General features: G+C 44.0%; 24 protein-coding genes and 1 tRNA gene. 6 read left to right on the top strand and 19 right to left on the bottom strand.

All coding sequences use genetic code 11. From position 1 onward, the window contains the following. The 6 genes from truB to ACYUCY_RS06495 all read right to left on the bottom strand — a co-directional run bounded on the left by truB (position 1) and on the right by ACYUCY_RS06495 (position 6,838). Complete coding sequence (gene truB, locus ACYUCY_RS06520) at positions 1 to 948, bottom strand: tRNA pseudouridine(55) synthase TruB (protein ID WP_460225649.1); 948 nt, start codon at positions 946 to 948, stop codon at positions 1 to 3. A gap of 70 nt (positions 949 to 1,018) precedes the next feature. Further along, positions 1,019 to 1,417, bottom strand: coding sequence for a 30S ribosome-binding factor RbfA (gene rbfA, locus ACYUCY_RS06515; RefSeq protein ID WP_460225648.1), 399 nt, complete (start codon positions 1,415 to 1,417; stop codon positions 1,019 to 1,021). A gap of 170 nt (positions 1,418 to 1,587) precedes the next feature. Continuing rightward, on the bottom strand, positions 1,588 to 4,185 hold the full coding sequence (gene infB, locus ACYUCY_RS06510) for a translation initiation factor IF-2 (protein ID WP_460225647.1): 2,598 nt from the start codon (positions 4,183 to 4,185) through the stop codon (positions 1,588 to 1,590). Positions 4,186 to 4,214: 29 nt separating this feature from the next. Then, positions 4,215 to 5,717 (bottom strand): transcription termination factor NusA, encoded by a 1,503-nt coding sequence (gene nusA / locus ACYUCY_RS06505; protein WP_460225646.1) that lies wholly within the window; start codon positions 5,715 to 5,717, stop codon positions 4,215 to 4,217. Positions 5,718 to 5,729: 12 nt separating this feature from the next. After that, complete coding sequence (gene rimP, locus ACYUCY_RS06500; RefSeq protein ID WP_460225645.1) at positions 5,730 to 6,236, bottom strand: ribosome maturation factor RimP; 507 nt, start codon at positions 6,234 to 6,236, stop codon at positions 5,730 to 5,732. A 525-nt stretch (positions 6,237 to 6,761) separates the two neighbouring features. Beyond that, positions 6,762 to 6,838, bottom strand: a tRNA-Met gene (locus ACYUCY_RS06495). A 536-nt stretch (positions 6,839 to 7,374) separates the two neighbouring features. Between ACYUCY_RS06495 and ACYUCY_RS06490 the strand changes: the two genes are divergently transcribed. Continuing rightward, positions 7,375 to 7,755, top strand: coding sequence for a hypothetical protein (locus ACYUCY_RS06490; protein ID WP_460225644.1), 381 nt, complete (start codon positions 7,375 to 7,377; stop codon positions 7,753 to 7,755). Between the two features lie 40 nt (positions 7,756 to 7,795). On the opposite strand, the gene ACYUCY_RS06485 is transcribed toward ACYUCY_RS06490, so the two are convergent. Beyond that, entirely contained in the window at positions 7,796 to 8,572 is a 777-nt protein-coding gene (locus tag ACYUCY_RS06485; RefSeq protein ID WP_460225643.1) for an esterase/lipase family protein, read from the bottom strand. Between the two features lie 219 nt (positions 8,573 to 8,791). Between ACYUCY_RS06485 and ACYUCY_RS06480 the strand changes: the two genes are divergently transcribed. Further along, positions 8,792 to 9,112: a hypothetical protein gene (locus ACYUCY_RS06480; protein WP_460225642.1), complete on the top strand. Its 321-nt coding sequence runs from the start codon at positions 8,792 to 8,794 to the stop codon at positions 9,110 to 9,112. A gap of 40 nt (positions 9,113 to 9,152) precedes the next feature. On the opposite strand, the gene ACYUCY_RS06475 is transcribed toward ACYUCY_RS06480, so the two are convergent. The 8 genes from ACYUCY_RS06475 to bioB all read right to left on the bottom strand — a co-directional run bounded on the left by ACYUCY_RS06475 (position 9,153) and on the right by bioB (position 16,397). After that, a complete protein-coding gene (locus ACYUCY_RS06475; RefSeq protein WP_460225641.1) occupies positions 9,153 to 9,458 on the bottom strand; it encodes a hypothetical protein in 306 nt (101 codons plus the stop codon). Positions 9,459 to 9,583: 125 nt separating this feature from the next. After that, entirely contained in the window at positions 9,584 to 9,820 is a 237-nt protein-coding gene (locus ACYUCY_RS06470; RefSeq protein ID WP_460225640.1) for a DUF3094 family protein, read from the bottom strand. Between the two features lie 157 nt (positions 9,821 to 9,977). Continuing rightward, positions 9,978 to 11,780, bottom strand: coding sequence for an acyl-CoA dehydrogenase C-terminal domain-containing protein (locus tag ACYUCY_RS06465; RefSeq protein ID WP_460225639.1), 1,803 nt, complete (start codon positions 11,778 to 11,780; stop codon positions 9,978 to 9,980). 421 nt (positions 11,781 to 12,201) lie between these two features. After that, positions 12,202 to 13,071 (bottom strand): putative metalloprotease CJM1_0395 family protein, encoded by an 870-nt coding sequence (locus ACYUCY_RS06460; RefSeq protein ID WP_460225638.1) that lies wholly within the window; start codon positions 13,069 to 13,071, stop codon positions 12,202 to 12,204. Between the two features lie 14 nt (positions 13,072 to 13,085). Next, positions 13,086 to 13,361: a hypothetical protein gene (locus ACYUCY_RS06455; RefSeq protein ID WP_460225637.1), complete on the bottom strand. Its 276-nt coding sequence runs from the start codon at positions 13,359 to 13,361 to the stop codon at positions 13,086 to 13,088. Between the two features lie 84 nt (positions 13,362 to 13,445). Then, positions 13,446 to 14,141: a dethiobiotin synthase gene (gene bioD, locus ACYUCY_RS06450; protein ID WP_460225636.1), complete on the bottom strand. Its 696-nt coding sequence runs from the start codon at positions 14,139 to 14,141 to the stop codon at positions 13,446 to 13,448. Positions 14,142 to 14,162: 21 nt separating this feature from the next. Beyond that, positions 14,163 to 15,371, bottom strand: coding sequence for an 8-amino-7-oxononanoate synthase (gene bioF / locus ACYUCY_RS06445; RefSeq protein WP_460225635.1), 1,209 nt, complete (start codon positions 15,369 to 15,371; stop codon positions 14,163 to 14,165). 48 nt (positions 15,372 to 15,419) lie between these two features. After that, positions 15,420 to 16,397 carry a biotin synthase BioB gene (gene bioB, locus ACYUCY_RS06440; protein ID WP_460225715.1) on the bottom strand — a complete coding sequence of 326 codons (978 nt, stop codon included), beginning with the start codon at positions 16,395 to 16,397 and terminating at the stop codon, positions 15,420 to 15,422. Positions 16,398 to 16,635: 238 nt separating this feature from the next. Here bioB and ACYUCY_RS06435 point away from each other — a divergent pair, with 238 nt between their 5' ends. Further along, the gene (locus ACYUCY_RS06435; protein ID WP_460225634.1) at positions 16,636 to 17,403 is read left to right on the top strand and encodes a double zinc ribbon domain-containing protein; all 768 of its coding nucleotides are present in this window, start codon (positions 16,636 to 16,638) and stop codon (positions 17,401 to 17,403) included. A gap of 93 nt (positions 17,404 to 17,496) precedes the next feature. On the opposite strand, the gene ACYUCY_RS06430 is transcribed toward ACYUCY_RS06435, so the two are convergent. Next, entirely contained in the window at positions 17,497 to 17,937 is a 441-nt protein-coding gene (locus tag ACYUCY_RS06430; RefSeq protein ID WP_460225633.1) for a hypothetical protein, read from the bottom strand. 654 nt (positions 17,938 to 18,591) lie between these two features. Here ACYUCY_RS06430 and ACYUCY_RS06425 point away from each other — a divergent pair. The 3 genes from ACYUCY_RS06425 to ACYUCY_RS06415 all read left to right on the top strand — a co-directional run bounded on the left by ACYUCY_RS06425 (position 18,592) and on the right by ACYUCY_RS06415 (position 21,865). Continuing rightward, a complete protein-coding gene (locus ACYUCY_RS06425) occupies positions 18,592 to 19,620 on the top strand; it encodes a serine/threonine protein kinase (protein WP_460225632.1) in 1,029 nt (342 codons plus the stop codon). A 186-nt stretch (positions 19,621 to 19,806) separates the two neighbouring features. Continuing rightward, entirely contained in the window at positions 19,807 to 20,625 is an 819-nt protein-coding gene (gene cysE, locus ACYUCY_RS06420) for a serine O-acetyltransferase (RefSeq protein ID WP_460225631.1), read from the top strand. Between the two features lie 70 nt (positions 20,626 to 20,695). After that, the gene (locus ACYUCY_RS06415) at positions 20,696 to 21,865 is read left to right on the top strand and encodes a class I SAM-dependent RNA methyltransferase (RefSeq protein ID WP_460225630.1); all 1,170 of its coding nucleotides are present in this window, start codon (positions 20,696 to 20,698) and stop codon (positions 21,863 to 21,865) included. Between the two features lie 22 nt (positions 21,866 to 21,887). Here the strand turns inward: ACYUCY_RS06415 and ACYUCY_RS06410 are convergent, their stop codons facing one another. The 3 genes from ACYUCY_RS06410 to ACYUCY_RS06400 all read right to left on the bottom strand — a co-directional run bounded on the left by ACYUCY_RS06410 (position 21,888) and on the right by ACYUCY_RS06400 (position 24,953). Beyond that, on the bottom strand, positions 21,888 to 22,670 hold the full coding sequence (locus ACYUCY_RS06410) for a TetR/AcrR family transcriptional regulator (protein WP_460225629.1): 783 nt from the start codon (positions 22,668 to 22,670) through the stop codon (positions 21,888 to 21,890). Between the two features lie 91 nt (positions 22,671 to 22,761). Continuing rightward, positions 22,762 to 24,132, bottom strand: coding sequence for a DUF1302 domain-containing protein (locus tag ACYUCY_RS06405; protein ID WP_460225628.1), 1,371 nt, complete (start codon positions 24,130 to 24,132; stop codon positions 22,762 to 22,764). Continuing rightward, positions 24,132 to 24,953, bottom strand: coding sequence for an outer membrane lipoprotein-sorting protein (locus ACYUCY_RS06400; protein WP_460225627.1), 822 nt, complete (start codon positions 24,951 to 24,953; stop codon positions 24,132 to 24,134). Before ACYUCY_RS06400 ends, ACYUCY_RS06405 begins: the two co-directional genes overlap by 1 nt. Between the last annotated feature and the right edge of the window lie 8 nt (positions 24,954 to 24,961).

Here is a 24,961-nt window from a genome sequence, read left to right as displayed (position 1 = left end):
TTAATTCAGAACTACCAAGCGCTTAGGAGCTACTCGTCCATCATCACTAATCTGCCCAAGCCCCAAGAAAATCGAGGCTGAAGAAAAAACACGCACCATACCACCTTCTTCGGCAATTCGGTAGACCTCTGAGACCATCACCGCCTGCCCTTGCATGAAGTAGAAGGCATTCTGCTCAGGCAATTCCACTGACGGTAAAGAGCGGACGGGTGTATCAGTTGGTAGCAAATGATGATCGAGAACATTCACCTCTTGGTCAGCCAATTCAGCGACTAACTCATCAAGAGTCAGCGCGTCTTCGACTTTAAACTCACCGGATTGTATCCGATGCAGTTTTTTTACATGAGCGCCGCAAAACAATGCCTTACCTAAATCTTCCGCGATAGAACGAATATAAGTGCCTTTGCTGCACAATATTTCCACGTCTATCTCAATGGCACTATTTTCTAGCTGCCGAAAGCCCAGTAGTTCAATCTTATCGATTCTTACGGGTCGCGGTTTACGTGCTATTTCCTTGCCTTGGCGTGCCAATTTATACAGTGGCTGCCCTTGGTGTTTTAGCGCCGAATACATTGGCGGCACTTGCTCAATATTACCGTGGAACTCAAGCAACGCATTCGCCACCGCTTCTTGGGTAATCGCCGAGCAGTCGCTCAGCGCTAGAATTTCCCCATCTGCATCTCCGGTCGTCGTGGAGCTGCCTAATACAATTGTCGTTTGATAACCTTTATCCGCATCCAACAAAAATTGTGAAAACTTGGTGGCTTCACCAAAACACAGCGGTAATACCCCCGTTGCCAGAGGATCCAAACTACCGGTATGCCCCGCCTTCGCCGCATTAAATAATCGTCTGGCGCGTTGCAACGCGTTGTTTGAACTCATCCCGCCGCTTTTATTCAGCAACAGCACGCCATTAATTGCTCGCCCTTTGGGTTTTTTTGGCGGCACAACTTACCTCACTTGTTTGGATTGACACAAACAAACTATCGGCATTGCGTTAACTCGAATAACAGCAATTTTAGTCACTGCTCGACTCAGAATTATCACTGTGATTTTCTTGATCTTTTGAGACAGCACGATCGATCAATTGACTTAACTTTTGGCCTTCAACAGAAATCTTATCGTACACAAAAGAGAGCCGCGGCGTCGTCCGACTGTTTAAGGTTTTCGCAAGTGCTGAGCGCAGATAACCTGAAGCATTATTTAAAATCGAGATTGACTCTTTTACTTCTTGTTCAGAATCTCGCCCGATAAACGTAACGTATACACGAGAGTTCGCATAATCACGACTAACATCAACTTGGTTTATATTCACAAGGCCAAGTCTCGGATCAGAGATATTCGCTTGAATAATTTGCGCAAGACTTCGCTGAATTTGATCAGCAATACGCACGTTTCGGCTAAATTCTTTTGGCATGAAATCGTTTTTTCGGTGATGGAGAAAAATAAATATAGAGAAGCGTTACTGGTAAGGCTTAAGAAAAAATAGGCGCTCTACTAAGCGGAGCGCCTTTTAACCGCATAAATATAGTAATTTAAATCTAACGACACAAATTACTTTGATTTTACTAATTCGAGAAAAGTGGTTTAAAGCTCTCGTGCAACTTCTTTAACATCAAACACTTCGATTTGATCACCCACTTTAACATCGTAATCTTTAACGCCAATACCACACTCAATACCGTTGCGAACTTCATTGACATCATCTTTAAAGCGACGCAAGGAATCTAGCTCGCCTTCATGGATAACAACATTGTCACGCAGTACACGAATCGGCTTACTGCGATGAACCGTGCCTTCAACAACCATACAACCAGCCACCTGGCCAAACTTTGGTGATCTAAACACTTCACGAACATCTGCAATACCAACAATTTCTTCAACGCGTTCGGGAGAAAGCATTCCTGACAAAGCGCTTTTCACGTCATCCAGTAACTGATAAATAATACTGTAGTAACGCACTTCAATGGATTCTTGTTCTGCCATTTTTCGTGCAGAAGACTCAGCTCTTACGTTGAAACCAATAACAATTGAACCGGTAGTTAAGGCTAGGTTCATATCGTTTTCAGTAATGCCACCCACACCTGCAGTGACAATATTAACGTTCACTTCGTCATTACCAATATCTAAGAGCGCAGATTGAATTGCTTCGAGAGACCCTCGAACATCGGCTTTTAGGACAATGGTTAAAATTTTCTTCTCGCCCTCATCTAAAGACGAAAACATATTTTCTAATTTACTTGCTTGCAACCGCTGCAATCTTTCTTGTTTTTCTTTTTCCGAACGATGAAGTGCAACCTCTCGCGCTTTTCGCTCATCAGGAACAACGACAAAAGTATCACCTGCTGCTGGTGCCGCATCTAAACCTAAAATTTCTACCGGTGTTGAAGGACCAGCACTTTTCACTTGTTCACCGCGTTCATTATTCAAGGCTTTAACACGACCAAATGATTGACCAGCCAAAAGAATATCGCCGATATTCAAGGTACCCTGTTGAACCAAAATTGTTGCAACAACACCACGGCCAACATCAACACGGGACTCAACGACAACACCGCGTGCAGGCGCATCAATTACGGCAGTTAGTTCTTGCATTTCGGATTGCAACAACACCGCGTCCAGTAAGGCATCAATGCCATCACCAGTATGAGCAGATACTTGGATAAACTGTGTATCACCACCCCAATCTTCAGGGATTACATCTTTCGCCGCTAATTCATTTTTTACCCGATCCGGATCGGCCGCTTCTTTATCGCATTTATTAATCGCGACAACGATGGGCACGCCGGCTGCTTTCGCGTGACGAACAGCTTCTTCTGTTTGCGGCATCACACCATCATCAGCGGCAACAACAAGTATTACCACGTCCGTACACTGCGCACCACGAGCTCGCATTGAAGTAAAGGCAGCATGTCCGGGTGTATCTAGAAACGTGATTTCACCATGACCTGTTGACACTCTGTAGGCACCAATATGCTGAGTGATCCCACCCGCTTCACCAGAAGCCACTTTTGCTTTACGGATGTAATCTAACAAAGAAGTTTTTCCGTGATCAACATGACCCATTACGGTAACAACAGGTGCACGCGATACTTTTTCAGCATCATTAGAAATGGTTTCTTCAAGTTTCTCTTCAACTTCATTACCAGTGAGTAATTTAGCCGTATGACCCATCTCTTCTACTAACAACTGCGCGGTTTCTTGGTCAATCGCTTCATTGATGGTGGTCATTACGCCTAATTTAATGAGGCGTTTCATAACCTCACCCACTTTTACTTTCATACGCTGTGCGAGTTCCGCAACAACAATAGTGGGAGGCAGCTCTACTTCATGAATAATTTTTTCAGTTGGCATTTTAAACTTATGTTTATTGACCAACTTAATTGCTGGCTTGGGCTTTTTCGGTGTTGCAGGAATTAAATCGGCTGCGCTAACACCTTCAAGCTCATCCGTATCGTTAAGAACTTCTTCAACCAACAAATCTATGCGTTTAGCTTTTTTAGGACCTGCCACCCCTGCACGCTTGGTTTTTTTGTGGCGCAATTCACCTTCATCATCAGGTGCAGAATGTTTATCTTTGCGCTTGCCATGCTTGCGTTCGTCATCATCTTGCGCTTTTTGCGCTTCGGTACGCGGCTTACTGTCTTTATCGCTTGAAGGCTTAGCTTTTGACGCTAATTCTTTTTCGGCGAGCGATTGACGCGCTTTTTCTTCAGCTAATTGCTTCGCTGCTTCCTCTTCTTCGCGACGGGCTTTCGCTGCGGCTTGGCGCTTCACCTCAAAATCTTCAACAACAGGCGTATCCGCCGAGGGAGTCTCCACTTTAGTAGCAACAGGAGCTTCTGCCACCGACTCCGCTTCTTTAGCGGCTTCTTCTATTTCGGAAGCATCGCGTTTCACATAGGTGCGCTTTTTTCTAACTTCTACGTTCACTGTTTTGCGAGCGCTACCACTTCCCGTTTTTAAGGTCGTAGTGGTTTTTCGCCGCAAAGTGATTTTCTTTGGCGCAGCGTCATCGTCGCCATGACTACCCTTTAAAAAGGCGAGCAGTATTTGCTTCTCTTTATCGGAAACGACTTGTTCAGCGGAGTCGTGCTTTAAGCCAGCTTCTTTCATTTGGCTTAGCAGCCTCTCGACGGAGGCACCTACCGATTTGGCGAGCTCGCTTACTATTACTTCAGCCATTCTTTTTCCTCAGTCTCGTTAACTTGCTACTACTGATTGCCTTCATTAGCTTGCGCTTCTGCAAACCAAGGCTCTCTTGCTTTCATAATTAATGCGCTAGCACGCTCTTCATCCATGCCGTCTACGTCAAGTATTTCATCAACAGACTGCTCGGCAAGATCTTCCATCGTAGTAATGCCACGACTCGCTAATTTGAAAGCAGTTTGTTTATCCATTCCTTCCATTCCCAACAAATCTTCTGCTGGTTCTTCGAGTTTCTCTTCGCTTGCTAACGCTTGCGTTAGCAATGCGTCTTTTGCTCGTGCGCGTAATTCTTCAGAAATTTCTTCATCAAAACCTTCGATCGATAACATCTCTTCGAGAGGCACATATGCAACCTCTTCCAAAGAAGTAAAACCTTCTTCTACAAGTACAGTGGCAACATCTTCGTCGATGTCGAGTTTTTCCATAAACACTTGTAAAGTACTACCAGATTCTTCTTGCTGCTTAGATTGCCAGTCATCAACGCTCATGACATTAATGTCCCAACCCGTCAACTCAGAAGCCAGGCGAACGTTTTGTCCACCCCGACCTATCGCCATCGCTAAATTGTCTTCGGCCACAGCAACGTCCATTGAGTTACTGTCTTCATCGACAACGATCGATTCAATTTCAGCGGGAGCCATCGCATTAATAACAAATTGTGCGGGGTTATCATCCCACAAAACAATATCGATTCTTTCGTTTGCCAACTCGTTAGATACTGCTTGAACACGAGAGCCTCGCATACCAACACAAGCGCCAACCGGGTCAATTCGGCCATCGTTTGTCGATACGGCAATTTTTGCGCGCAGTCCAGGATCACGAGCAGCGGCTTTTAATGCAATAACTTCTTCGGAGATTTCCGGTACTTCAATTTTAAATAACTCAATCAACATGCCCGGAGCTGAGCGACTCAAAATAAGTTGAGGGCCTCGCACATCAGATTTAACTTCTAGCAGTAGCGCCCGCATGCGATCGCCGACACGAAAAATTTCTCGACCTACTAACTGATCGCGAGCCAACAAGCCTTCTGCGTTATTTCCTAAGTCAACAATAATATTGTCACGTGTAACTTTTTTAACCGAACCACTGATTAGTTCACCAACGCGATCTTCATATTCTTCAACAATTTGCGCGCGCTCGGCTTCTCGAACTTTCTGCACAATCACTTGCTTCGCAGTTTGTGCAGCTATTCTACCAAAGCCAACATTCTCAACTTGCTCTTCGTAAGTATCATCTGCTTTTAATGATGGATCTTTTTCGTGCGCCTCTTCCAAAGTGAATTCTGTACCGAGCGCCGCCATAGTGTCATCATCTCTCACCAACCAACTACGGTAAGTTTCATAATCACCAGATTCACGATCAATCACGACTCTAATTTCTGAGTCTTCGTCGTAACGTTTTTTAGTTGCTGTCGCAAGTGCAAGCTCAATCGCTTCAAATATTACTTCACGATCAACACCTTTCTCGTGTGATACTGCATCGACAACCAGCAAAATTTCTTTGTTCATGCCTTAACCTCGTTAATCGCTCTTTGTGTTTGCATCCGTTTTAGCCTTTGAAGACTTTGCAAAATTAGGAACGACATTAGCCTTGTCTATGGACTCAATTGGCAATAGATACTCATGATCATCTACCAAAACTTTTACTTCATCATTTTCAACGCCGACTAACAACCCCGTGAAATGTCGACGATCTTCAAACGGTACCCTTAACTTAACTTTTACTCGCTCACCGGCAAATGCCGCATATTGCTCAATGGTATACAACGGCCGATCCATTCCTGGAGTTGATACCTCTAAGGTATATTCCGACTGTATAGGGTCTTCTACATCTAACACGCTGCTAACCTGGCGACTGACTTTTTCGCAATCAGATAAGCCAACGCCATCCTCTCGGTCTATATAGATTCGCAGAGTGCCATGACCGCGACCGCTAGAGTGGTACTCTAAACCCCACAACTCACAATCCAGAGATTTCACGACGGGCTCCAGCAACTCTACTAAGTGCTTCGAATTTCCTCCACCCATTACTGCTACGCCTATATTTCTAACTCAAGTATTCAATGACAAAATCACCCGAACTAGGAGATTTCGACCAATCTATTTATAAAACAAAAAATGGGCACGTAGCCCATTTCACACAGTACCTCGATCTAAGCATTCAAGTGCTCCACACTCGATTGATCGCAAAGTACTTAAAATCTTGGCAGCAGGATATTTAATTTGTAGATCCTGCAAACGAAAAAGCCCCTAATATAGGGGCTTCAAAGTTAGCGTTTCTACTTTAACTCACTGTTACCTAAGTAATCAGTAGTAGCAGTAACGCTAGGAATAAATGTCGATCGCCATAAAACGATCTATGCCCCGGCTTAGCCGGCCAGCTTAAGAAGCGGAACAAACCCGATTCTCACACTGCACCAAATCCCTCGGCTATTTAGCTATTCAACTGGTATTAAAAAGCTATTCGCCTTTCGCCCAGCAGCTCCGCTGGGCCTAATAAAGAGTTAAATCCGATTTCTAGGGTCTTCTCTCTACAAGGCTTGTATTCTAAATTGGTAGCGGGGGCTGGATTTGAACCAACGACCTTCGGGTTATGAGCCCGACGAGCTACCAGGCTGCTCCACCCCGCATCAAATCATCAAAACTTTCACTTTGAACCGAAGGTCGTAACCTTCGACTCTCTACAAGGTAAGGAGCCCAACGAGCTACCAGGCTGCTCCACCCCGCATCAAATCATCAAAACTTTCACTTTGAACCGAAGGTCGTAACCTTCGACTCTTTACAAGGTAAGGAGTCTTTAACATTAACAGACTACCCCATCTCCCAGTGAGGACATACCTCAACTAAGGCGGAGCATTATAGGGAGGCAGTTTAATGGGGTCAAGGAGCAATAGTCCTCTAAAAATATAATAAAAATCAGTTGCTTCTCTCTACCTCTGGGCACTTAGGCAGCGCTAGTAATTCGCTTCACCCAAACCAGGCATTCACCCATGACTAATGACGCAAAATTATCATCATCCACCCTGCTCAGGAACTAGGTTGATCGCCGTATTCAATTCTAAACTCACTATGCTAGAGTTTTCCGAGGTTCTGACTTTGGAAAGCTGGCCTTACTCGGGCCAATTCAAATTCAGACTTAAATCTAACGACTCTAAAGGAAAGGAAAATGAAACATACATTCAAGATAATTCTCTTTTGTCTAATGGGCATGTTTTTGGCTTCAGGAGTAGCACATGCCAATGATAAGGAAAACCAAGATACCCGCGCTGAGGTGAGCCAGAATATACCTGCGGACAACGTGCTCTCCAAGGTCAAAGTAGGCATGAACAGTGCCGAAGTTATCGAAATTTTAGCGCCGCCAGATTTAAAAACGAAATACCAAACGGGCAAACGACATATACCTTTTGCCGGCAGATTCCTGAATGATGCACGGAGAGAGTCTTGGTTTTACGAAAAAACTGGGCATATCGTACTATCGAAAAATAAATACAGCGGCGTCTACTCGGTCATCGAAATTGGATACAATCCAGAGCAAACACTCCCATAAAATCGCTCCCAAAACGTCGGTATCGACAATCTCGATTTAGCTAATTAGGAGGTTGCGCCAACCTCCTACTTTTTTCAAAAAATCCGTTTTTTAGAAAATAAATTGTCTGCTGAATAACTGATTCTGAGCGCAATATAAACGTGTGACTTTCTGGCAATTCGATCTTGTCTGCCATTTCCTTAAGCTCTGTACTCTTTACCGACACCTTACCATCATCAGGCCCAGGGATTATCCACGAAAAAATGAAATTCCAGGACTCATTGCCCGCAATAATGCCAATGGTCCCGGGCACTTCGTTTAATTGAGCGATTAAACCTTCTTCTTGGGTGCCTAATTCGAGTGCGGCAGCCCCCAGAATCCATTTATACACAATCGTACCTGACAACACATCCGCGACCTCACTGCCATGATTCGGAGGCGCAATCATTACCACCTTATCCAATTCGAGGATTTCATGATCTTGCAAGTATTGACGAACCATGATGCCTCCCAAAGAGTGGGTGACAAAATGAATTGCGGTGACGTCCGCAGCTCGACAATAATCCAAAGCGGGGTCTATCGCTGATTCTGCCAATCCTGATATGTTGCCGGAAGATGAGCGATAAGGGCTGTTCCAGACTTGATAACCTTGCACCAACAGCGAAGATTCCATCTTTTGGAACGAGCGTTTAGTGCGACCCATTCCGTGCAACAAAACAACGCACTCAGTATTATTTTCAACCTTTACTGAGAAATGCTCATCAGCCTGAACCGACGCTAATGGCGCAGAGGTAAATAACAAGGTTAAAACCGAATAGAACCAACATTTTTTCATCATTCACGCTCGAAATTTCAAAAACTTTAAAGCCTCACAACTTAAACAAATCTTACTTCCAGGTCTCGTATTCCAAAAATAGACTCAAATAACGCGACTCAGAGTATTAAGAAAGTGGGAACACACTAAGCGAACCGGTCATTCCTTAACATTAAACGAGCCAGGGTCTATACTGACTGATACTTCGTTATTTAAAAAATTAAGGAAATTTGGTACCTAGTTTTGAAGATTGCAAAATCGAAAGCACAAGAACGGAATGAAATCGAATCTCAAATCAATCGATTTCTGAAGAATGGCGGCAATGTGAAATCCATTGAGTCTGGCGTGAGTGGTCGAGAAATTGGTAGCTACAAGTTAGCACCCGTAGCATTTAGTGAACCAAAAGAATCTAGAACCCCCCTAACTGATGAAGTAAAAGCCATTGAAGCAAGGAAATCTCAAAAGCGCATCCCAGCATCTGCGCAAAAACCCAAGCGTCCACGAAAAGTGCTCATCACCGATGATTTCGGCGAACCATTACGATGGAGCTGGACCGATTCGTAAATCCAAGATTAAAACTTAGATCAGTTAAGACACCAACAACTCAATTCGACTCGCGCTGCAATTTAGCGATACTTACCGCCTCTTCAAACACTTCCGAAATAATTGGTTGTGCCCATTCGTGGGGATAGGAGCTATTCATTACTTCAAGGAAGACTTGTTTTTCACTTTCGGATTTATCTAACAAATAGGTGAGAAAAGTATAAAGTTTATCCGTAACTTCCGTAATCAATGATTGCAGCTCCTCTTCGGTAAGCCGACCGTCGGAGACATAATCATCCAACACTGTTTTGCGAACACAATTAACTGACATCAATAATGCCATATGTTGGATAACTTGAGCGTCCATTAAGATGGTCCTCTTGATTCACGTTACATTTATTAGCGCTTTATTTTAATTTGTTATTTTTATTATCACGCTTAGGACGTGGTACTTAAATAATAATGCAGCGGCCTGAGAAGATAGCGAAAAAATCAAATCACGCCAGACAGTCTTGCTATCAACAAACTAACGCCGCTTAAAACTGACAGAACAATTACCAGCCCAACCAACAACAACAAAGGCCTAAAAGGTCTACGCTCAATATCGTTGTAACCAGTCGACGTGAACGCATCGACACGAGCTTGATCTTCATCAGACAACTTCTTTTTGGTTTCTTGTGGTGCTGGATTTTTGTCAGATAGCTTATTAATCATTTGCTGGTCTAACATAATTCACCAAGCCTTTATATTTGAATTGATTCTAAACAACCGAGATAGGTGTCGCACACTATAAAGATTCAGAGACCAAACGGCCACCGATTTCGGCACATCCATGAACGAAAAAGCCCTAGAAACTAGGGCTTGAGAAGAGAACTTTTAAAATCGATTAATTTCCCGCGATTCTGCCTTCATCGATAGACATTAGCGAATCAACGCCATCTTGAATGGTTGCAGCCAAAGACAAAGTTCTCGGCAATACACGACGGAAATAAAATTGTGCCGTTTGCAATTTGGCTTGGTAGAACTCGGCCTCATCGGAACTATTGGCTAGAGCTTGCTGAGAGACCCGCGCGGCTTGCGCCCAGAAAAACGCTAGGGTGATGTAGCCAGAGTACATCATATAATCCATTGCAGCACCGCCGAGCTCATCAAGGTTTTGGCTCGCTCGCATGCCGACATTCATCGTGAGATCAGCCCACTCTTTATTAAGCTTAGTCAAGGGCTCGATGAATTCTTTCATCGCTTCATCATCAGCATTGGCTTCACAAAACTTATGAATTACTTTGGTGAATTTTCTCAAAGTCTGGCCTTGGTTACTAAGAATTTTCCGCCCTAATAAATCCAACGCTTGAATACCATTGGTGCCTTCATAAATCATTGCAATACGGGCGTCTCTCACATTTTGCTCAACGCCCCACTCAGCTATATAACCGTGACCGCCAAATACTTGCATTGCCAAGTTGGCGCCTTCAAAACCCACTTCGGTCATAAAACCTTTTGCGATAGGCGTCATCAATGCCAACAGTTCATCAGCTTCTTTGCGCTCTTCTTCGTCTTCCGAATATTCCAGTACATCTAACATCTGCGCGCAGTAATGACCCAGCATTCGGCTTCCTTCTGCGAGCGCCTTGGTAGTAAGCAACATGCGACGAACGTCAGGATGAACGATGATCGGGTCAGCAGTACCGCTGGGGTTTTTTACCCCCGATAAAGAGCGCGACTGTAAGCGCTCTCGTGCGTATTTAGTGGCGCTTTGTAAGCCTGCTTCCATGTGAGCCAAGCCTTGAAACGCAACGCCTACTCGAGCCGAATTCATCATGGTAAACATGTAGCTCAAACCCTTGTTGAGCTCACCGACCAAAAACCCTTTTGCTTCATCGAAATTCATAACGCAGGTTGCATTGCCGTGAATTCCCATTTTGTGCTCCAAAGAGCCGCATGCGAGCTTATTTCTTTCACCTAATGAACCATCTTGCTTTGGTAAAAATTTCGGCACGACGAATAAGGAAATACCTTTTGTACCTTCTGGTGCATCAGGAGTTCGCGCAATGACCAAATGAACGATATTTTCCGCCATGTCATGCTCGCCGGACGAAATAAATATTTTTGTTCCGCTGACGTGATAACTGCCATCGGCTTGCGGTTCCGCCTTAGTTCGTAACAGACCCAAATCGGTGCCACAATGTGGCTCAGTTAAACACATCGTTCCGGTCCATGCGCCGGTCGACAGCTTAGGCAAATATAAATCTTTCAAATCCTTGTCGCCGTGGGTTTCTAAACTCACTTTTGCACCATGGCTCAGCAGGGTATACATAGACCACGACCAATTCGCTGTACCCAGCATTTCATTCATCATAATACCGAGAGAAACGGGTAAACCCTGGCCTCCATACTCCACCGACGATGACAAACCAGGCCACCCACTTTCTACGAACAACTCATAGGCTTCTTTAAAGCCGTCTGGAGTCTTAACCTCGTCACCGTTGAGCGTACATCCTTGCTCATCACCAATTTGATTAATGGGTTGTATCTCGTTTTCACAAAATTTTCCGAGCTCTTCTAAGATGGCATCAATCATGTCAGGCGTTGCGTCTTCGCAACCAGGTAAGCGAGACCAAAGTGCTGGGAAATCCAAAACTTCATTACGCACGAAACGGATATCGCGCAGGGGAGATTTAAAATCTGACATACCAATTTACCTCGAGACTTCTAAATAATTTGACGGCTTAAATAACACATCGTCAACGCGTTGCTATGAAAGTAAGTTGAGAATATCTAGGCTTGGATGTGGCTTCCTAAATCAACTGACCAGTTACGATTCGTTTAACTATAGAAGAGAAACGATGCAGAACAAAGAGTCACAGTCTAAACGATTAAAAAAAGTGACGAAATACCTATTTTTGGTCAAATTACAAGATTTTACATCGCTTAGACAGGTAAAGCGGACACCCCAGACAAGAGGCTATCTACGCTTACTGAAAATTAGGATAGCAATATTCACTCCACAAGAATGCGCACTGAATAGATTTACGAGAGAAATGGTACTGCTGGCTTTAGGGTTTGAAAGGAAGTAGGAAAAACGAGCTTACTTCATTGAGGCGGACATATGTTTAAGCGCTGGCTTTAATAATGCTACCGCTGGGTAGGGTATTTTTCTCCAGGCCGATATCGAGCAAGCGTTGATTTAAGGCATTTATCTGTCGATTAGCGTCGGCGTTTACCGCTTCATTCTGGTCGACTTTTTCTGCGTTTTTTTCTTCTAGATGGGATTTAGAGCCAAGAAATGAACTATCAGTTTTTACTTCGGCGGTTGTTCGTTCTTCCACTCCGCTCTCTTTTTCCTCGTTGAGCTTTTCAATTTGAATTTCTGCCAACTCTTGTCGAGCCTCGAACTCCATTTGGGTCGCATTGGCGGCGACCCGTCGATCTTGTGGTGAAGGATCTGCTGGAGCGAGCGCGGCGCGTTTTATTTGTTGGGCCTTGCTGATCGTTGCCTGTGGATCACCGGAAACTGCGCCAGTGCTAATGGATACTTCGCCAGATACCGCGTAACTGACTCCATCTGGTCCTCGCTCATATTGATAAACCGGTGCACCGGCATATTGACCGCCTACTGCAGCGTGGGCACGCTCATGATTTCGCACTTCACGATCTCGAGATGCTAACTCGCGAATTTGTTCTTGCTCAACTAAAAGCTGTTGTCGCTCTTGCCTTTGTTCGGCAGAAGCATCTTGGCTTTGAGATTGAGAGGAATTTTGTTGTTCGGATTCAGGCTTATCTTCGATTGGTTTTCCAGTATCTGGGATTACTGGTTTTTTAGTATCTCGATTTTCAGTTTTTGCACTATCCGCAGACTCAACAATTGCCTTCAGAGAACTATTTTTACTGTCGGTGTTTTCTTCGCCTACAGCTTGTTTTGCCACCGGACTAAAGGGGCTAACAGCGTTGGCAAAATTTGATGGCACACTCGTAATATTCACAGCAAAAACTCGCTTTACGTTTTGATGTTCAAAATTGTACCGAGCATCTGATCGGCAGATTTTACTAACTTCGCAGAGGCATCAAACACATGTTGTTCGAATTGCATATTAATAATCGGTTCTGCGATATCAATAATAGTACTTTCATCACGATCAACCGTTCCAGCGCGAACAATGTCATTTGCCGATTTGGCAATTTCATTTTGACTGTGGCGCATACCATTCAGGCCGGTTTGTAATACTGAACCAAGCTCCATATCTACCTCATTAGTCTTTTTAAACTCCCACATCTTCACTGCATAAGTGTAACTAGATGATGCTCAAAAAACACTCTGATTTGGCTGCAAGTCGCTATTTTATAAGACAAATTACGATTAAGAACCTTGATCTTCCAACAGTATGTCTATATCTATTGCAGGAAGCGATGAATTTGCCGAAAGGCGCGTCAAGAAAGGAATCTTTGCGATTAGAGGAGCGGGTATTCGTGACTGAAGTGACAAAATATTGTCATCATAAAAGTCCATTTTGTTTTGCGGAGAATTTGCTATCCAACCGGCCAGTTTGAGCCCATCTCGCTGAATTGCCTCAACCGTTAACAGTGTGTGATTTAAACAACCCAGGCCCATTCTCACCACTAAGATAACGGGAAAGTTTAGTTCTTTCGCAAGATCGGCCAAACTTTCTCGCGAGTTTAATGGCACTCGCCATCCACCAGCGCCCTCAACAAGCGCGAAGTCATGAGGCTCTAATAATGCGCCGCGGCAGTAACCCGCCAACTGCCGAACATTTATTTTTTTTCCGGTTAATTGTGCTGCGATGTGTGGCGCAATAGCAGGCAACAACGCCACCGGGTTTACTTGCTGATAAGGCAGCTCAACGGTCATCGCCTCTTGTAGTAATAAAGCATCGGAATTTCGCAAACCTTTTTCCGTCTGTTCACATCCCGCCGCAATTGGTTTCAAGGCAACTGTTTTTAAACCTTTATTTTTTGCAGCGAGCAATAACGCTCTGCTGACAAAAGTTTTACCAACATCTGTATCGGTACCAGCAATAAAGTAATTTGACTTCACAATACCTCACTCATACTGCTCTTATAGCAGAAAACTTTCAGCTGAGACTTCCGCCCGCAGACAAGCATGCAACTCCATTAACAAGTCGTCCACCTGCTCCAAGCTATGATCAGCGTTAAGAGAAATTCGCAAACGACCCATGCCTTCAGGGACAGTAGGTGGTCGTATAGCACCCAACCAAAAACCTTTCTGATAAAGCCGTTCAGCGATTTTAATAACCTGCTCGTTGCGTCCTAATAAAATGGGTTGAATGGGTGTTATCGAAGGCATGATTGGCAGCCGTAACGTTTTCGCCACCAAAGTGAAATGTCGAATATTGTTTTCTAAATTTTTTCGGCGCCAAGGTTCTGTTTTAATAATCTCCAGAGCCATACGGCTCGCAGCGGCCGTCGCTGGCGGTAGCGCAGTAGTATAAATATACGTTCGCGAAAACTGTAGCAATGACTCGATAAGATCATTCTCGCCCGCAACAAAAGCTCCCGCACTGCCACACGCTTTGCCTAAGGTCGCCATTAAAATAGGCAATGCATGTTGATCACAATTAAAGTGTTCAGCAATGCCTCCCCCGTTCGCACCTAAAAAACCAAAACCATGAGCATCGTCCACCATCAACATTGCTTGATGGCATTTTGCTAACGCAACTAATTCGTCTAGTGGTGCAATGTCACCATCCATACTAAACACGCCATCGACAACGATCATTTTTTTTACTGCCGATGATGCCGATAACAATTTATCAAGCTTACCCATATCGTTGTGAGGGAATCGACGATGTGATCCGCGACTGATAAAAGCCCCATCCATCAATGATGCGTGATTTAACTGATCGCAAAAAATTTCCGTTCCGGAATGAGTGAGCGCGTTGATGGTCCCCATGTTGGCCATATAACCATTCGAGAAAAGCAAGGCTCGATCACGATTAACGAAGCGCGCCAAAGCCTCTTCTAACAACTGATGCTCGCGATGATGCCCGCAGACAAGATGTGATGCTCCACTACCAACGCCATATTTTTGTGCGGCCTGAGTGAACGCCTGAATCAGTTTGGGATGATTGGCCAAAGACAAATAATCGTTGCTACAAAATGAAACTTTCCGAGCGCCATCGACAACAACAACGGAACCCTGAGCCGTTTGCAGCTGCTTACGCACCCTAAAACTTTTATCTGTTTTTCTTTGCTGAAGCTTTTTTGAAAAATCTATAGGAAAAACCGTTTCGCTGTTCAGCGACATGAGGCAGAACCCTTAAAGAAAAAGGTATCGACTATCTGACACATGAAACTAAGGTGTTGAAGCATCATAAAACTCGGCAGCAGATATTCTAGCGCCGAAAACCTGTTCCATCGGTTCATTCGATTTCCGCTTCAATGTTTCTGCTTCTAAGCCCAAACGTTTAAACAAACGCTGATCTTTATCCGCGTCAGGATTTTTAGTTGTTAATAATTTTTCACCATAAAAAATTGAATTCGCCCCCGCCATGTAAGCCAAAGCTTGCGTCGAATCGTCCATGTGCTCCCGGCCAGCGGCAATTCTTACATAGGACATCGGCATCAAGATTCTCGCTACCGCAATCGTTCGTACAAATTCTAGAGGATCCACATCCGCCGCATTTTCTAATGGGGAACCTTTCACTCGCATCAATAAATTTATCGGCACAGATTCCGGATGGGGGCGTAAGTTCGCTAACTGCTGTAACAATCCCGCGCGATCTTGAACTGTTTCTCCCATTCCCAAGATGCCGCCACAGCAGACTTTCATCCCGGAGGATCGAACATTGTCCAAAGTATCGAGTCGATCTTGATAGGTTCGTGTAGTAATTATTTCCCCATAGTATTCCGGCGAAGTATCAAGATTGTGATTGTAGTAATCTAAACCGGCGGCGGCCAAAGTGTCCGCCTGTTGTGCATCTAACATACCCAAGGTCACACAACTTTCTAAGCCGAGACTTTTCACACCTTCAATCATCTTTACCAGATACGGCAATTCTTTTTCCGGTGGCGATCGCCACGCTGCACCCATACAAAAACGTGTCGCCCCTTTCGCTTTGGCAGCCTCGGCTTGCGCTATAACCTTTTCAACCTCTATTAATTTTTCTTTTTCTAAACCCGTATTGTAATGGCCGCTTTGTGCGCAATATTTACAGTCTTCAGGGCAAGCTCCGGTTTTGATCGAACACAAAGTGCTAATTTGAACCTTGTTGGGATCGAACACTTCGCGATGAATCTGCTGAGCTTTAAACAGCAAATCGTTAAAGGGCATAGCCAATAAGGCAGTGATTTCGTTCCGTCGCCAATCAAAACGTAAAGGTTGACGAGTTTCGACGTTCGGCTCATCTGAGGATTGAACAACTGGCGACACTGAGAGGCTATCAAATGACTCTGACATACGATTCCTGGAAGCTAAGCAGAATTTGGCTGTGGTTAGTTGATTTGTATCAGGGCACAATGGTACCGATAAGAATCTTTCTGTCAACCAATCAAGGATGAAATGGTTAACGATGAAGACTAGCCTTTTCTCAACATTTACCGACATCATCATCCCCAGAACTTGTTTCCTTTGCGGCGAGGCTGCTGGATCACCGGGAAATCAGAGTATTTGCACCCCCTGTAGAATGGATTTGCCTTGGCTTGTGAACGCTTGTCAGCAATGCGCTTTGCCTTTGCAAAGGGATGAATCTTTCCCAGAAAATCCGCACGATGATGAGCAGGCGATCTGTGGCGAATGTTTAAGGCGGGAGCCCAGTTTCGATCGGTGTTTTGCGCCTTTCCTGTACCACGCCCCCGTCAGTAAAATGATTCTGCAGTTTAAGAACTATCAAGATTTAACTCGCGGGAAAATCCTCGGCGATTTGCTCATTGAATCACTTACTCACCAACCATATTTCGAATTACCTGAACTCATTGTGCCCACGCCTTTACACTGGCGACGTCAGTTATTCCGCGGCTTAAATCAGGCGGCTTTTCTTGCCGAACGAATTTCTTTAGCACTCCAACTGCCTCTAGCTCACGCGATTACACGAATTCAAAATACGCCGAAGCAACAGCATTTAAGTCGTCGTGAACGAATTAAAAGTTATCGAAAAGTATTTCACTGTGATGAGAAATTAGTGAGAGGGAAAACTGTCGCCTTAGTTGATGACGTTGTTACGACTGGAGCGACGATCGAGGCAATGAGCGCCTGCTTAAAAAAGGCTGGCGCGACAAGAGTGTTGGCATGGACGATTGCACGGACACCTGCAACGCATCTTACAAAACTTTCAAAATAGAGCTTAAGAGATAAGGCTTCAAGAACCTTTGGTATGAGACAAAGGTCCTTGGAGCGATAGAAGTTTATTAAATAACTATTTAACAACCACTAATTAATGGCTGTGCGATCGAATTTTATCAGTCGAAAAATCCATTGGTGTAATGGTTTTTGCGTTTTCGTTATCAATCACATCGGGAATTTCAGTTAAATATATTGTTGTTTTATCTGGGTCAACACGTTTGGTGCTTTGATCCTTTAATACTTTCATAATTCGCGCGATCGCATTATCTGCAATTCTTTCTCGAACAATTTCTTCATCATCCCAATAAAACTCGATGACCGCATCATACTGCGTGCCTCGCCCCATATTTTGGCGAAAACGCTCTTCTAAGTCAGGCAAATGAATTGACAGCGTGTCCGCATAACGAGTTGGCTGAAAAAGATCGACAAGCGAATCAATTTTTTCTTTATGTTCTTGGCTGCGCCAATAGTTTCTAAAATCGCTGGACGAAATTTCCGCGCGCCGCACAAAACAAAACATCAATCTCATCATGATAATTCCCTCGTAACTTTTTTTGTGAACGTTTTTTATGTAAACGTTTTTTGGTATGAATGTCTTTTTTTATAAATACTTTTGGAGATCACCGAATTTGGACGAGCGACGGCGCATCACTAGATTACGACCACTCAAAAAATGATGCTGACTCCGTATCAGCTTTAAGTCATTCGCAACTCAATAACTTCTTGCCTCTTCAATAGTCCAAACTAGTGGTTTAGTGAAGTCGATGTCTATGGAAAGGGTATGAACGTCAGTGCCGATGGATAGGCGGTTGTTTTGCATGTCAAAACAAAAAGATCTTATATAGGAAATACCAATGATTACAGGACAATCACACTAAATGGAATATCGCTAAGCGCCAAGTAGCCTTTCTTCGAATAGCGTCCTTTAGTGAACATCCCTTTAGACGAGGAATAACCGTCACAGTGTCCAGCAATTATTAATGGCTTGTTGAAATGTGTCGCTGAGCTAGCAAGTGCAGGGCAACATTAACGTGGAATGAGATTTTATGAGTGATAAATCGCGGACTTAAAGGGGCTTATAGCATCGTCATTACCAGGCAATGAGATTTTCGACAGCCTGCTAGTAGCTAAGCTGTTTTTAGAAGCGGATAATGTCGTCTTTATAAATTCTACACAGTTGATTGACATGAGTAATGAGTCCAAATTACACCCTTATGAGGGCTTGATTCCCGATCGCATCATCGATGCAGTGGAAGCTCAAGGATTTACCAGCGATGCACGAATACTGGCCTTAAACAGCTATGAAAATCGCGTGTACCAGGTGGGGGTCGAAGATGGTTCTCCTTTGATCGCGAAATTTTATCGTCCTGAGCGCTGGAGTGATGAGCAAATCCTTGAGGAGCACAATTTTACTCTCGAACTAGCTGCACTTGATATACCCGTTGTTGCCCCGCTACAAATTGCTTCAAACCCCAACGACGAGACCAGTATTACTACCCTGTTTAATTTTGCCGGTTTCAAATTTGCACTTTACCCGCGACAAGGTGGACATAGCCCCGAGCTAGATCAACTCGATAATCTCGTTATTCTTGGTCGCTTTCTTGGTCGTATTCATGCCGGTGGCAAGCAAGACGTGTTTCAGCATCGCCCCAGCATCGATATTCAAAGTTACGGCATTGATAGCGTAAGGTTTTTAAATGGCGAATCGACGGGCGAGCCTTTTATCCCCGCTGAATTGCTCGATGCCTACAATAGCCTGTCTCGCGACTTGTTGGAGCGTATTCGAACTCGCTTTACCGCCACGCCCTATCGCGAAATAAAATTACATGGCGATTGTCATCCTAGCAATATTTTGTGGCGTGACGAACACGCTCACTTCGTCGATTTTGATGACGCTCGCAACGGCCCTGCGATTCAAGATTTATGGATGCTAATTTCCGGCGACAGAGACCAGCAAAGTTTACAAATGAGCACAATTTTAGAAGGCTATCGCCAGTTTTACGATTTCGATTTGGCCGAACTTAGCTTAATTGAAAGTTTGCGGACCTTGCGGATCATGCATTATGCCGCCTGGTTAGCGAGACGCTGGGATGACCCAGCATTTCCAATGAATTTCCCTTGGTTTAATACCCAGCGTTATTGGTCAGATCATATTCTGGAATTACGCGAACAACTCGCCGCAATTGATGAACCGCCCTTACAAATTATTTTTTAATGCATTAACAATAATTTGGACATTAAGTGACGTTTTACTATCAATTTCAAGTTCATTTCCTGTTACCATTCGGCCCTTCCTCGCGTATATTGCGGTCATTATTAATCGGTCTATTCGTCTACTAGCAGTCAATGAGTAGCGGCCAACAAGCAATATACAACTAGCAATATAATAGCTGCCCAAATTATGAAAGCACTTAACCAAGCTAATACCGCAGATACCGTATGGGAAACTGTCCGTAAAGAAACTGCAATTCAAGCTGCTGGTGAACCGGTACTCGCTAGTTTTTTGCACGCGACAATTTTAAATCACAGCAGCTTGGAAACGGCGCTTAGTTTTCATCTCGCAAACAAGTTAGATAGCCCAACCTTGTCGGCGATGTTGATACGCGAAGTCATTCAAGAAGCGCTCGACTCCGATTCAACAATCGGATCTGCAGTACGAGCTGATTTAATTGCGATTAAGACTCGTGACTCCGCGTGTAATTCCTTGAGCGTACCGTTTCTGTTTTATAAAGGTTTCCACGCTTTGCAGGCTTACCGTATCGCTCATTGGCTTTGGACTAAGAAACGCGAATCACTTGCCCACTTTATTCAAAATCAAATTTCTGTGGTTTTCGATGTCGATATTCATCCTGCGGCTAAAATTGGCGAAGGTATTATGCTTGACCATGCCACTGGTATTGTTATTGGTGAAACCGCAGTAGTTGATAACAACGTATCGCTAATGCAATCAGTCACCCTCGGTGGCACCGGCAAGGAATGTGGTGACCGTCACCCTAAAGTGAGACAAGGGGTGCTCATCAGTGCGGGCGCAAAAGTTCTCGGCAATATCGAGATTGGCGAAGGCGCGAAAATCGGTGCGGGCAGCGTAGTGCTAAAATCTGTTGCTGCTCATACCACTGTGGCTGGCGTTCCCGCGGAAGTAGTGGGCAAACCTAGTTCATCACAACCCGCGCTGGATATGAATCACCAACTTAATTGCGATATGGATTGCGACGAATAAATTCTAGAAGGCAAAAAATTCTGAAACGAAGTCGATCGCTTTTTAGTGGAGCTTCAGCAATGGATATTTCATGTCAGGTGCTCCTGCTAAAAAAGGAGAGATTTTTACCGCGACGGTTCGCGATCTAGCAAGCGACGGTCGCGGTATCCTTTCTCACCCCTCGGGTTTAACAATTTTTGCTGCCGGTGTCTGGCCGGGTGAAACCGGCAATTTTCGCTTTACCGGCCTACGAAAGAAAATTGGTAGCGCTGAACTAGTACAGCTCAGCGACGCTTCTCCCTTTCGAACATCAGCCCCTTGCCCCCATCACGGCAATTTTGAAGGGGACTGCGGTGGCTGTCCCTGGCAATTTATCGACTACAAGCAACAACTCGCAGCTAAACAGCGACGAATTGAAAAAGTTTTATCGTTTGTACCGAAAGAAACGATTCAAGAAATTATTCCCGCACCGGACCAACTCCAATATCGCAATCGCGCGCAATTTAAAACTAATGGCGAAGAGATTGGTTTTCTAAGTGCCCAAAGCCACGCGCTGGCTCCAATTAACGACTGTATTATTCTCAGCGAAAAAAATCGCAAAACGCTTCGAGATTTACGATCGACGCTGCCGAATCGAAGATGGAACCCAGGGAAAAATCAGAAGTGGACAACAATCGATATCGATGAAAGCGTCGACCAAGACGGCGTCGCCGTTAATTCGCGACTACCTTTTCGACAAAGTAATGACAAACAGAACGAGAAAATGCGTGAATGGCTGAAGAACAAGTTAAAGCAGTGGCCAAGCTCTGGCACCGCCTTGGAATTATTTTGTGGCTCCGGGAATTTTACCGACGTCATTGCGGCGGAAAATTTTGATCAAGTGATCGCTGTGGATGCTGTAGGCGAAGCGACTCAAGAACTCACAGATAAACATTTAGCGAATGTGAAAGTGGTGAATGCCAATTTGTATATTGAGGGAGCATTCCCAAAAATTTATAGCGCAGATAAGACAAGTCGTAACGACATTACAACCTTGATTCTTGACCCCCCCAGGGAGGGCCTAAAAAATACGGAGGGCTTGTTTAGAAAAAAACATAGAATTGAAAATATATTTTATATTTCTTGCGATCTGGCAACGTTCGCTCGCGATTTAAAATATTTTCATGAGCAGGGATTTAAGGCGCGCGAGATCCAAGCGATTGACATATCCCCCCATACGCCCCACGTGGAATTGTTGGCGCATTTGAGTCGAAAAAAATAAAAAACGGATAGTAAAAAACGATTTAATCAGAAGCCACTAATTTAAAACAATTGCAAGAACACATTCCTTTTACCAATACATCGATTTGATCTGAAATAATCTGCCGCACTCTTTCATTATCTAATTCTAAATATTTCTCCGGCCAATTCTGGCAACGAGCAGTCCCTTCTATCGAACCACCAGATAGCAGTAACACCAAGCCGTGAATATTTGACCATGCCATAATGCACGCTTTCGCGACAGAGTCTTCATCAAATTCCACTTCATACTTTTTGAAAATTCCTTGTAACTGACTTTTAAGCTGCTCTTCGCTACGGCAAGCAGTTTGAACTAACTCGTCTGTCATGGCTTCTGCCGGCAATGCATAACTGAACAACACTTCAAACTGAGAAGGGAATTCTTTAGAAAACATATAATAGGCGTAGCCCAATTCTGCCAAGCCTTGCTCTGGGTCACTTTCGTCCGTACATTTTTCTTCTAGATAATTATTGAATTGCTCGAAGCTCTCCATTTTTATTGCTGCAATGAGTGCGTCTTTGTCGCTGAAGTGATTGTAAACTGCTGTGGGCGTGATTCCGATTTCCTTCGCGAGTCTCCGCAAACTCAAACTATCAACTTTTTCAGTTTTAAGAAGCTCTTTCGCCGCAGCAATCAAGGCGCCCTTAACATTGCCGTGATGATAAGGCTGGTTAGGCTTTTTTCCTTGGGGGTTTTTAGGTTGAGGGATCATAGTTACCTTCTTCGCTGCATGGGTAAGAACTTGATAAAACAATACATCACTTACCTTCGCTACTGGGTTCGGCATATTCGCTGTATAAACAAGTATGTTATAAAACACTTTTATTTATATGCTAGGGGCTACGCGAAACCTTCTTGTTATTCTGAACCGTATTATCTTAGTGCTGAAAACTATACGCTAACTGTAATTGCAAAACATCATTATTTCTAAAATTTCCCAACAATGAACTGGCGTCGGCGCGATAGTCGACCCAGAGCAATCCAAATTCGAGAGCATCGGACCATTCATAATCCACCGATAGCCTTGCGATTCTGCCGTTATCATCGGGCAATTGGCTCCAGACGCCAAGGATTTGAATTCTATCATTCATTCCATCCCACCGAAAACGTCCGCTAAAACCCAATTGATTACGATCAACTTGCAAACGTGAATCGTGGTCCATGGTATTAATGTAGTCCGCTTCAAATGTTAGAACCCACTGGTTCCAACCCGAATACTCAATTCCCGCGGCGAATAAAAACTGATCCTTTTCGAGCCAGCCATTAGTAAATTGAAAAATCGAATTTCCATTAGGCTGTAACGCCTTATCAAAATGCACTCCCATATCTGAAAACACCAACCATGAACCGCCAGTCCAGTTTACCGACATGCCCAAGGCTTTAAATCTGTCCTGATTAAATTCGACCAGAGTTTGCATACCTATAAAATCAATTGAATCTACTGAAAGACTATTTTCATTGACATCAGCTATCACGATACTAAAGTCACCGCTTTGATAATGCGTAGATGCTCTTATCAAAAACTCCAATTCATTATCCGGATCTTGACTACTTAGATAAATTCCGTTGTTTCTAAAATTCACATATGGATCGAACTCGTCTAAAGCCGGAGCGATGTCATCGCTACCGGCTTTAAATGTGACAACGCCATCAAACACCCAAGAAGATTGCGATAAACTAGTCAGCAAAGCAGGTACTGGCAAACGTAAGTCTTCTAAATCTTGTTGGCCGAAAGTAAAACGGTCTTGAGTGTTAATTAAATCCACAACTCGTACGTTTTCTGCTTGTCCCCACGCCAATACTTGCTGCCCGCCTTTCAAGTAAAGAGAATCCGTAAACTGAGACTCCAGATAAAAATCTTTTAATTCGAAGCGAGTTTCAAACTCATCAACTTCGTCTTGATGAAAGCTGTCTTCATCTTTTAATTGGTAAATAGCGTCCGCGGAAATTTTTGCGCTCACGCGCATCGCCAAAGCATCACCCAATTGCCAGTCAAGGCGAGAAAAAACGCTGGTTTCTACCTTGTTAAAATCAGCATGTTCTCGGCTAAAAGCTTGACCCGGGTCTTTCAAACCATAAGCAACTTTTTCCTTTAGCCAACCAGTAATTGACCAAGGCTTATCTGAGATGCTTGCATTCGCTGAATCGACATCGACCTCTATATCACTGAAAAAATCATCCTGTGCCAAACTCAGCGATGGGGTGAAAGCGAAAGCAAGAAAAAAAATCAGCAGTGGGCGTGCCAACACTAGTTAGTTCCCCGCTGCATCGTTTCGCTTTTAAACAAGTCATCACTAACGTCTTGGTTATATACAATTTCATTAATTTGCAGAACGCTTGCATGTTCACGTTTATCGTTCTTCGTAGTGATCATCTGTAATTTTTTCGGTGTCCAAATGCCATCGATTTTTTCGATCTCAGTAGCGCTAAAATATTTTATTTTCTTGCCTCGTTTTACCCAAATTTTCCCCTTCACTCGTACAAAGTTGTCTTTTCTCACCCAGGTTTCACTATTTAAATAGCCAGTGCTTTCAACAACCATGTCATACAATTCTGGTTTGGGGCTTATCGCAATCACCCAGCAATCATGCCCATCGACCATCTCGCTTTGGTTAATAAAAGAATAGTCGTACCAACTCAATTCTAGGCCATTAATATCGGAGTAAGTGAAATCGCTACCCAAAAATGCATCCGATTTATCACCCGCCGCAATTCGTTTCACTTGCTGCAAGGCAGGAAGATATAACCAAGAATCATCTTCCCTTGCCTCTTCGTCCCAGTCGTAATTTAAATACGCCGTGCCTTTGATATCAGCGGGTGACTGGAAGAACGATATGCTTTTAGTGTTATCTTCAAAATCTTTTCGATAGCCAATCAAATTTCGTACCCGCTGACGATTTTTTTTATCAATTAGAATCATCGTGCTGTTAGTGATGGATGTGTCACCATCTTCTCTATCGTCAACTAACTTCATCACCTCTGCGGCTGACAGAGTATCTAGTGCCTCTGCATTTGAACAAATTGATATCAACAAAGCGATGATGGTGATAAAACATTTTTGAACTGTCATAACTACAC

The sequence above is a fragment of the Aurantivibrio infirmus genome (assembly GCF_054767315.1).
Note: the sequence above shows the minus strand (reverse complement) of the source record. Positions and strands in the feature narration are given on the sequence as shown.

Excerpts from the sequence above, each read along its gene's own strand:
- rbfA (WP_460225648.1), bottom strand. The coding sequence starts at position 1,417 with ATGCCAAAAGAATTTAGCCGAAACGTGCGTATTGCTGATCAAATTCAG.
- infB (WP_460225647.1), bottom strand. The coding sequence starts at position 4,185 with ATGGCTGAAGTAATAGTAAGCGAGCTCGCCAAATCGGTAGGTGCCTCC.
- nusA (WP_460225646.1), bottom strand. The coding sequence starts at position 5,717 with ATGAACAAAGAAATTTTGCTGGTTGTCGATGCAGTATCACACGAGAAA.
- rimP (WP_460225645.1), bottom strand. The coding sequence starts at position 6,236 with ATGGGTGGAGGAAATTCGAAGCACTTAGTAGAGTTGCTGGAGCCCGTC.
- ACYUCY_RS06490 (WP_460225644.1), top strand. The coding sequence starts at position 7,375 with ATGAAACATACATTCAAGATAATTCTCTTTTGTCTAATGGGCATGTTT.
- ACYUCY_RS06485 (WP_460225643.1), bottom strand. The coding sequence starts at position 8,572 with ATGATGAAAAAATGTTGGTTCTATTCGGTTTTAACCTTGTTATTTACC.
- ACYUCY_RS06475 (WP_460225641.1), bottom strand. The coding sequence starts at position 9,458 with ATGGACGCTCAAGTTATCCAACATATGGCATTATTGATGTCAGTTAAT.
- ACYUCY_RS06470 (WP_460225640.1), bottom strand. The coding sequence starts at position 9,820 with ATGTTAGACCAGCAAATGATTAATAAGCTATCTGACAAAAATCCAGCA.
- ACYUCY_RS06465 (WP_460225639.1), bottom strand. The coding sequence starts at position 11,780 with ATGTCAGATTTTAAATCTCCCCTGCGCGATATCCGTTTCGTGCGTAAT.
- ACYUCY_RS06455 (WP_460225637.1), bottom strand. The coding sequence starts at position 13,361 with ATGTGGGAGTTTAAAAAGACTAATGAGGTAGATATGGAGCTTGGTTCA.
- bioF (WP_460225635.1), bottom strand. The coding sequence starts at position 15,371 with ATGTCGCTGAACAGCGAAACGGTTTTTCCTATAGATTTTTCAAAAAAG.
- bioB (WP_460225715.1), bottom strand. The coding sequence starts at position 16,397 with ATGCCCTTTAACGATTTGCTGTTTAAAGCTCAGCAGATTCATCGCGAA.
- ACYUCY_RS06435 (WP_460225634.1), top strand. The coding sequence starts at position 16,636 with ATGAAGACTAGCCTTTTCTCAACATTTACCGACATCATCATCCCCAGA.
- ACYUCY_RS06430 (WP_460225633.1), bottom strand. The coding sequence starts at position 17,937 with ATGATGAGATTGATGTTTTGTTTTGTGCGGCGCGCGGAAATTTCGTCC.
- ACYUCY_RS06425 (WP_460225632.1), top strand. The coding sequence starts at position 18,592 with ATGAGTAATGAGTCCAAATTACACCCTTATGAGGGCTTGATTCCCGAT.
- cysE (WP_460225631.1), top strand. The coding sequence starts at position 19,807 with ATGAAAGCACTTAACCAAGCTAATACCGCAGATACCGTATGGGAAACT.
- ACYUCY_RS06415 (WP_460225630.1), top strand. The coding sequence starts at position 20,696 with ATGTCAGGTGCTCCTGCTAAAAAAGGAGAGATTTTTACCGCGACGGTT.
- ACYUCY_RS06410 (WP_460225629.1), bottom strand. The coding sequence starts at position 22,670 with ATGCCGAACCCAGTAGCGAAGGTAAGTGATGTATTGTTTTATCAAGTT.
- ACYUCY_RS06400 (WP_460225627.1), bottom strand. The coding sequence starts at position 24,953 with ATGACAGTTCAAAAATGTTTTATCACCATCATCGCTTTGTTGATATCA.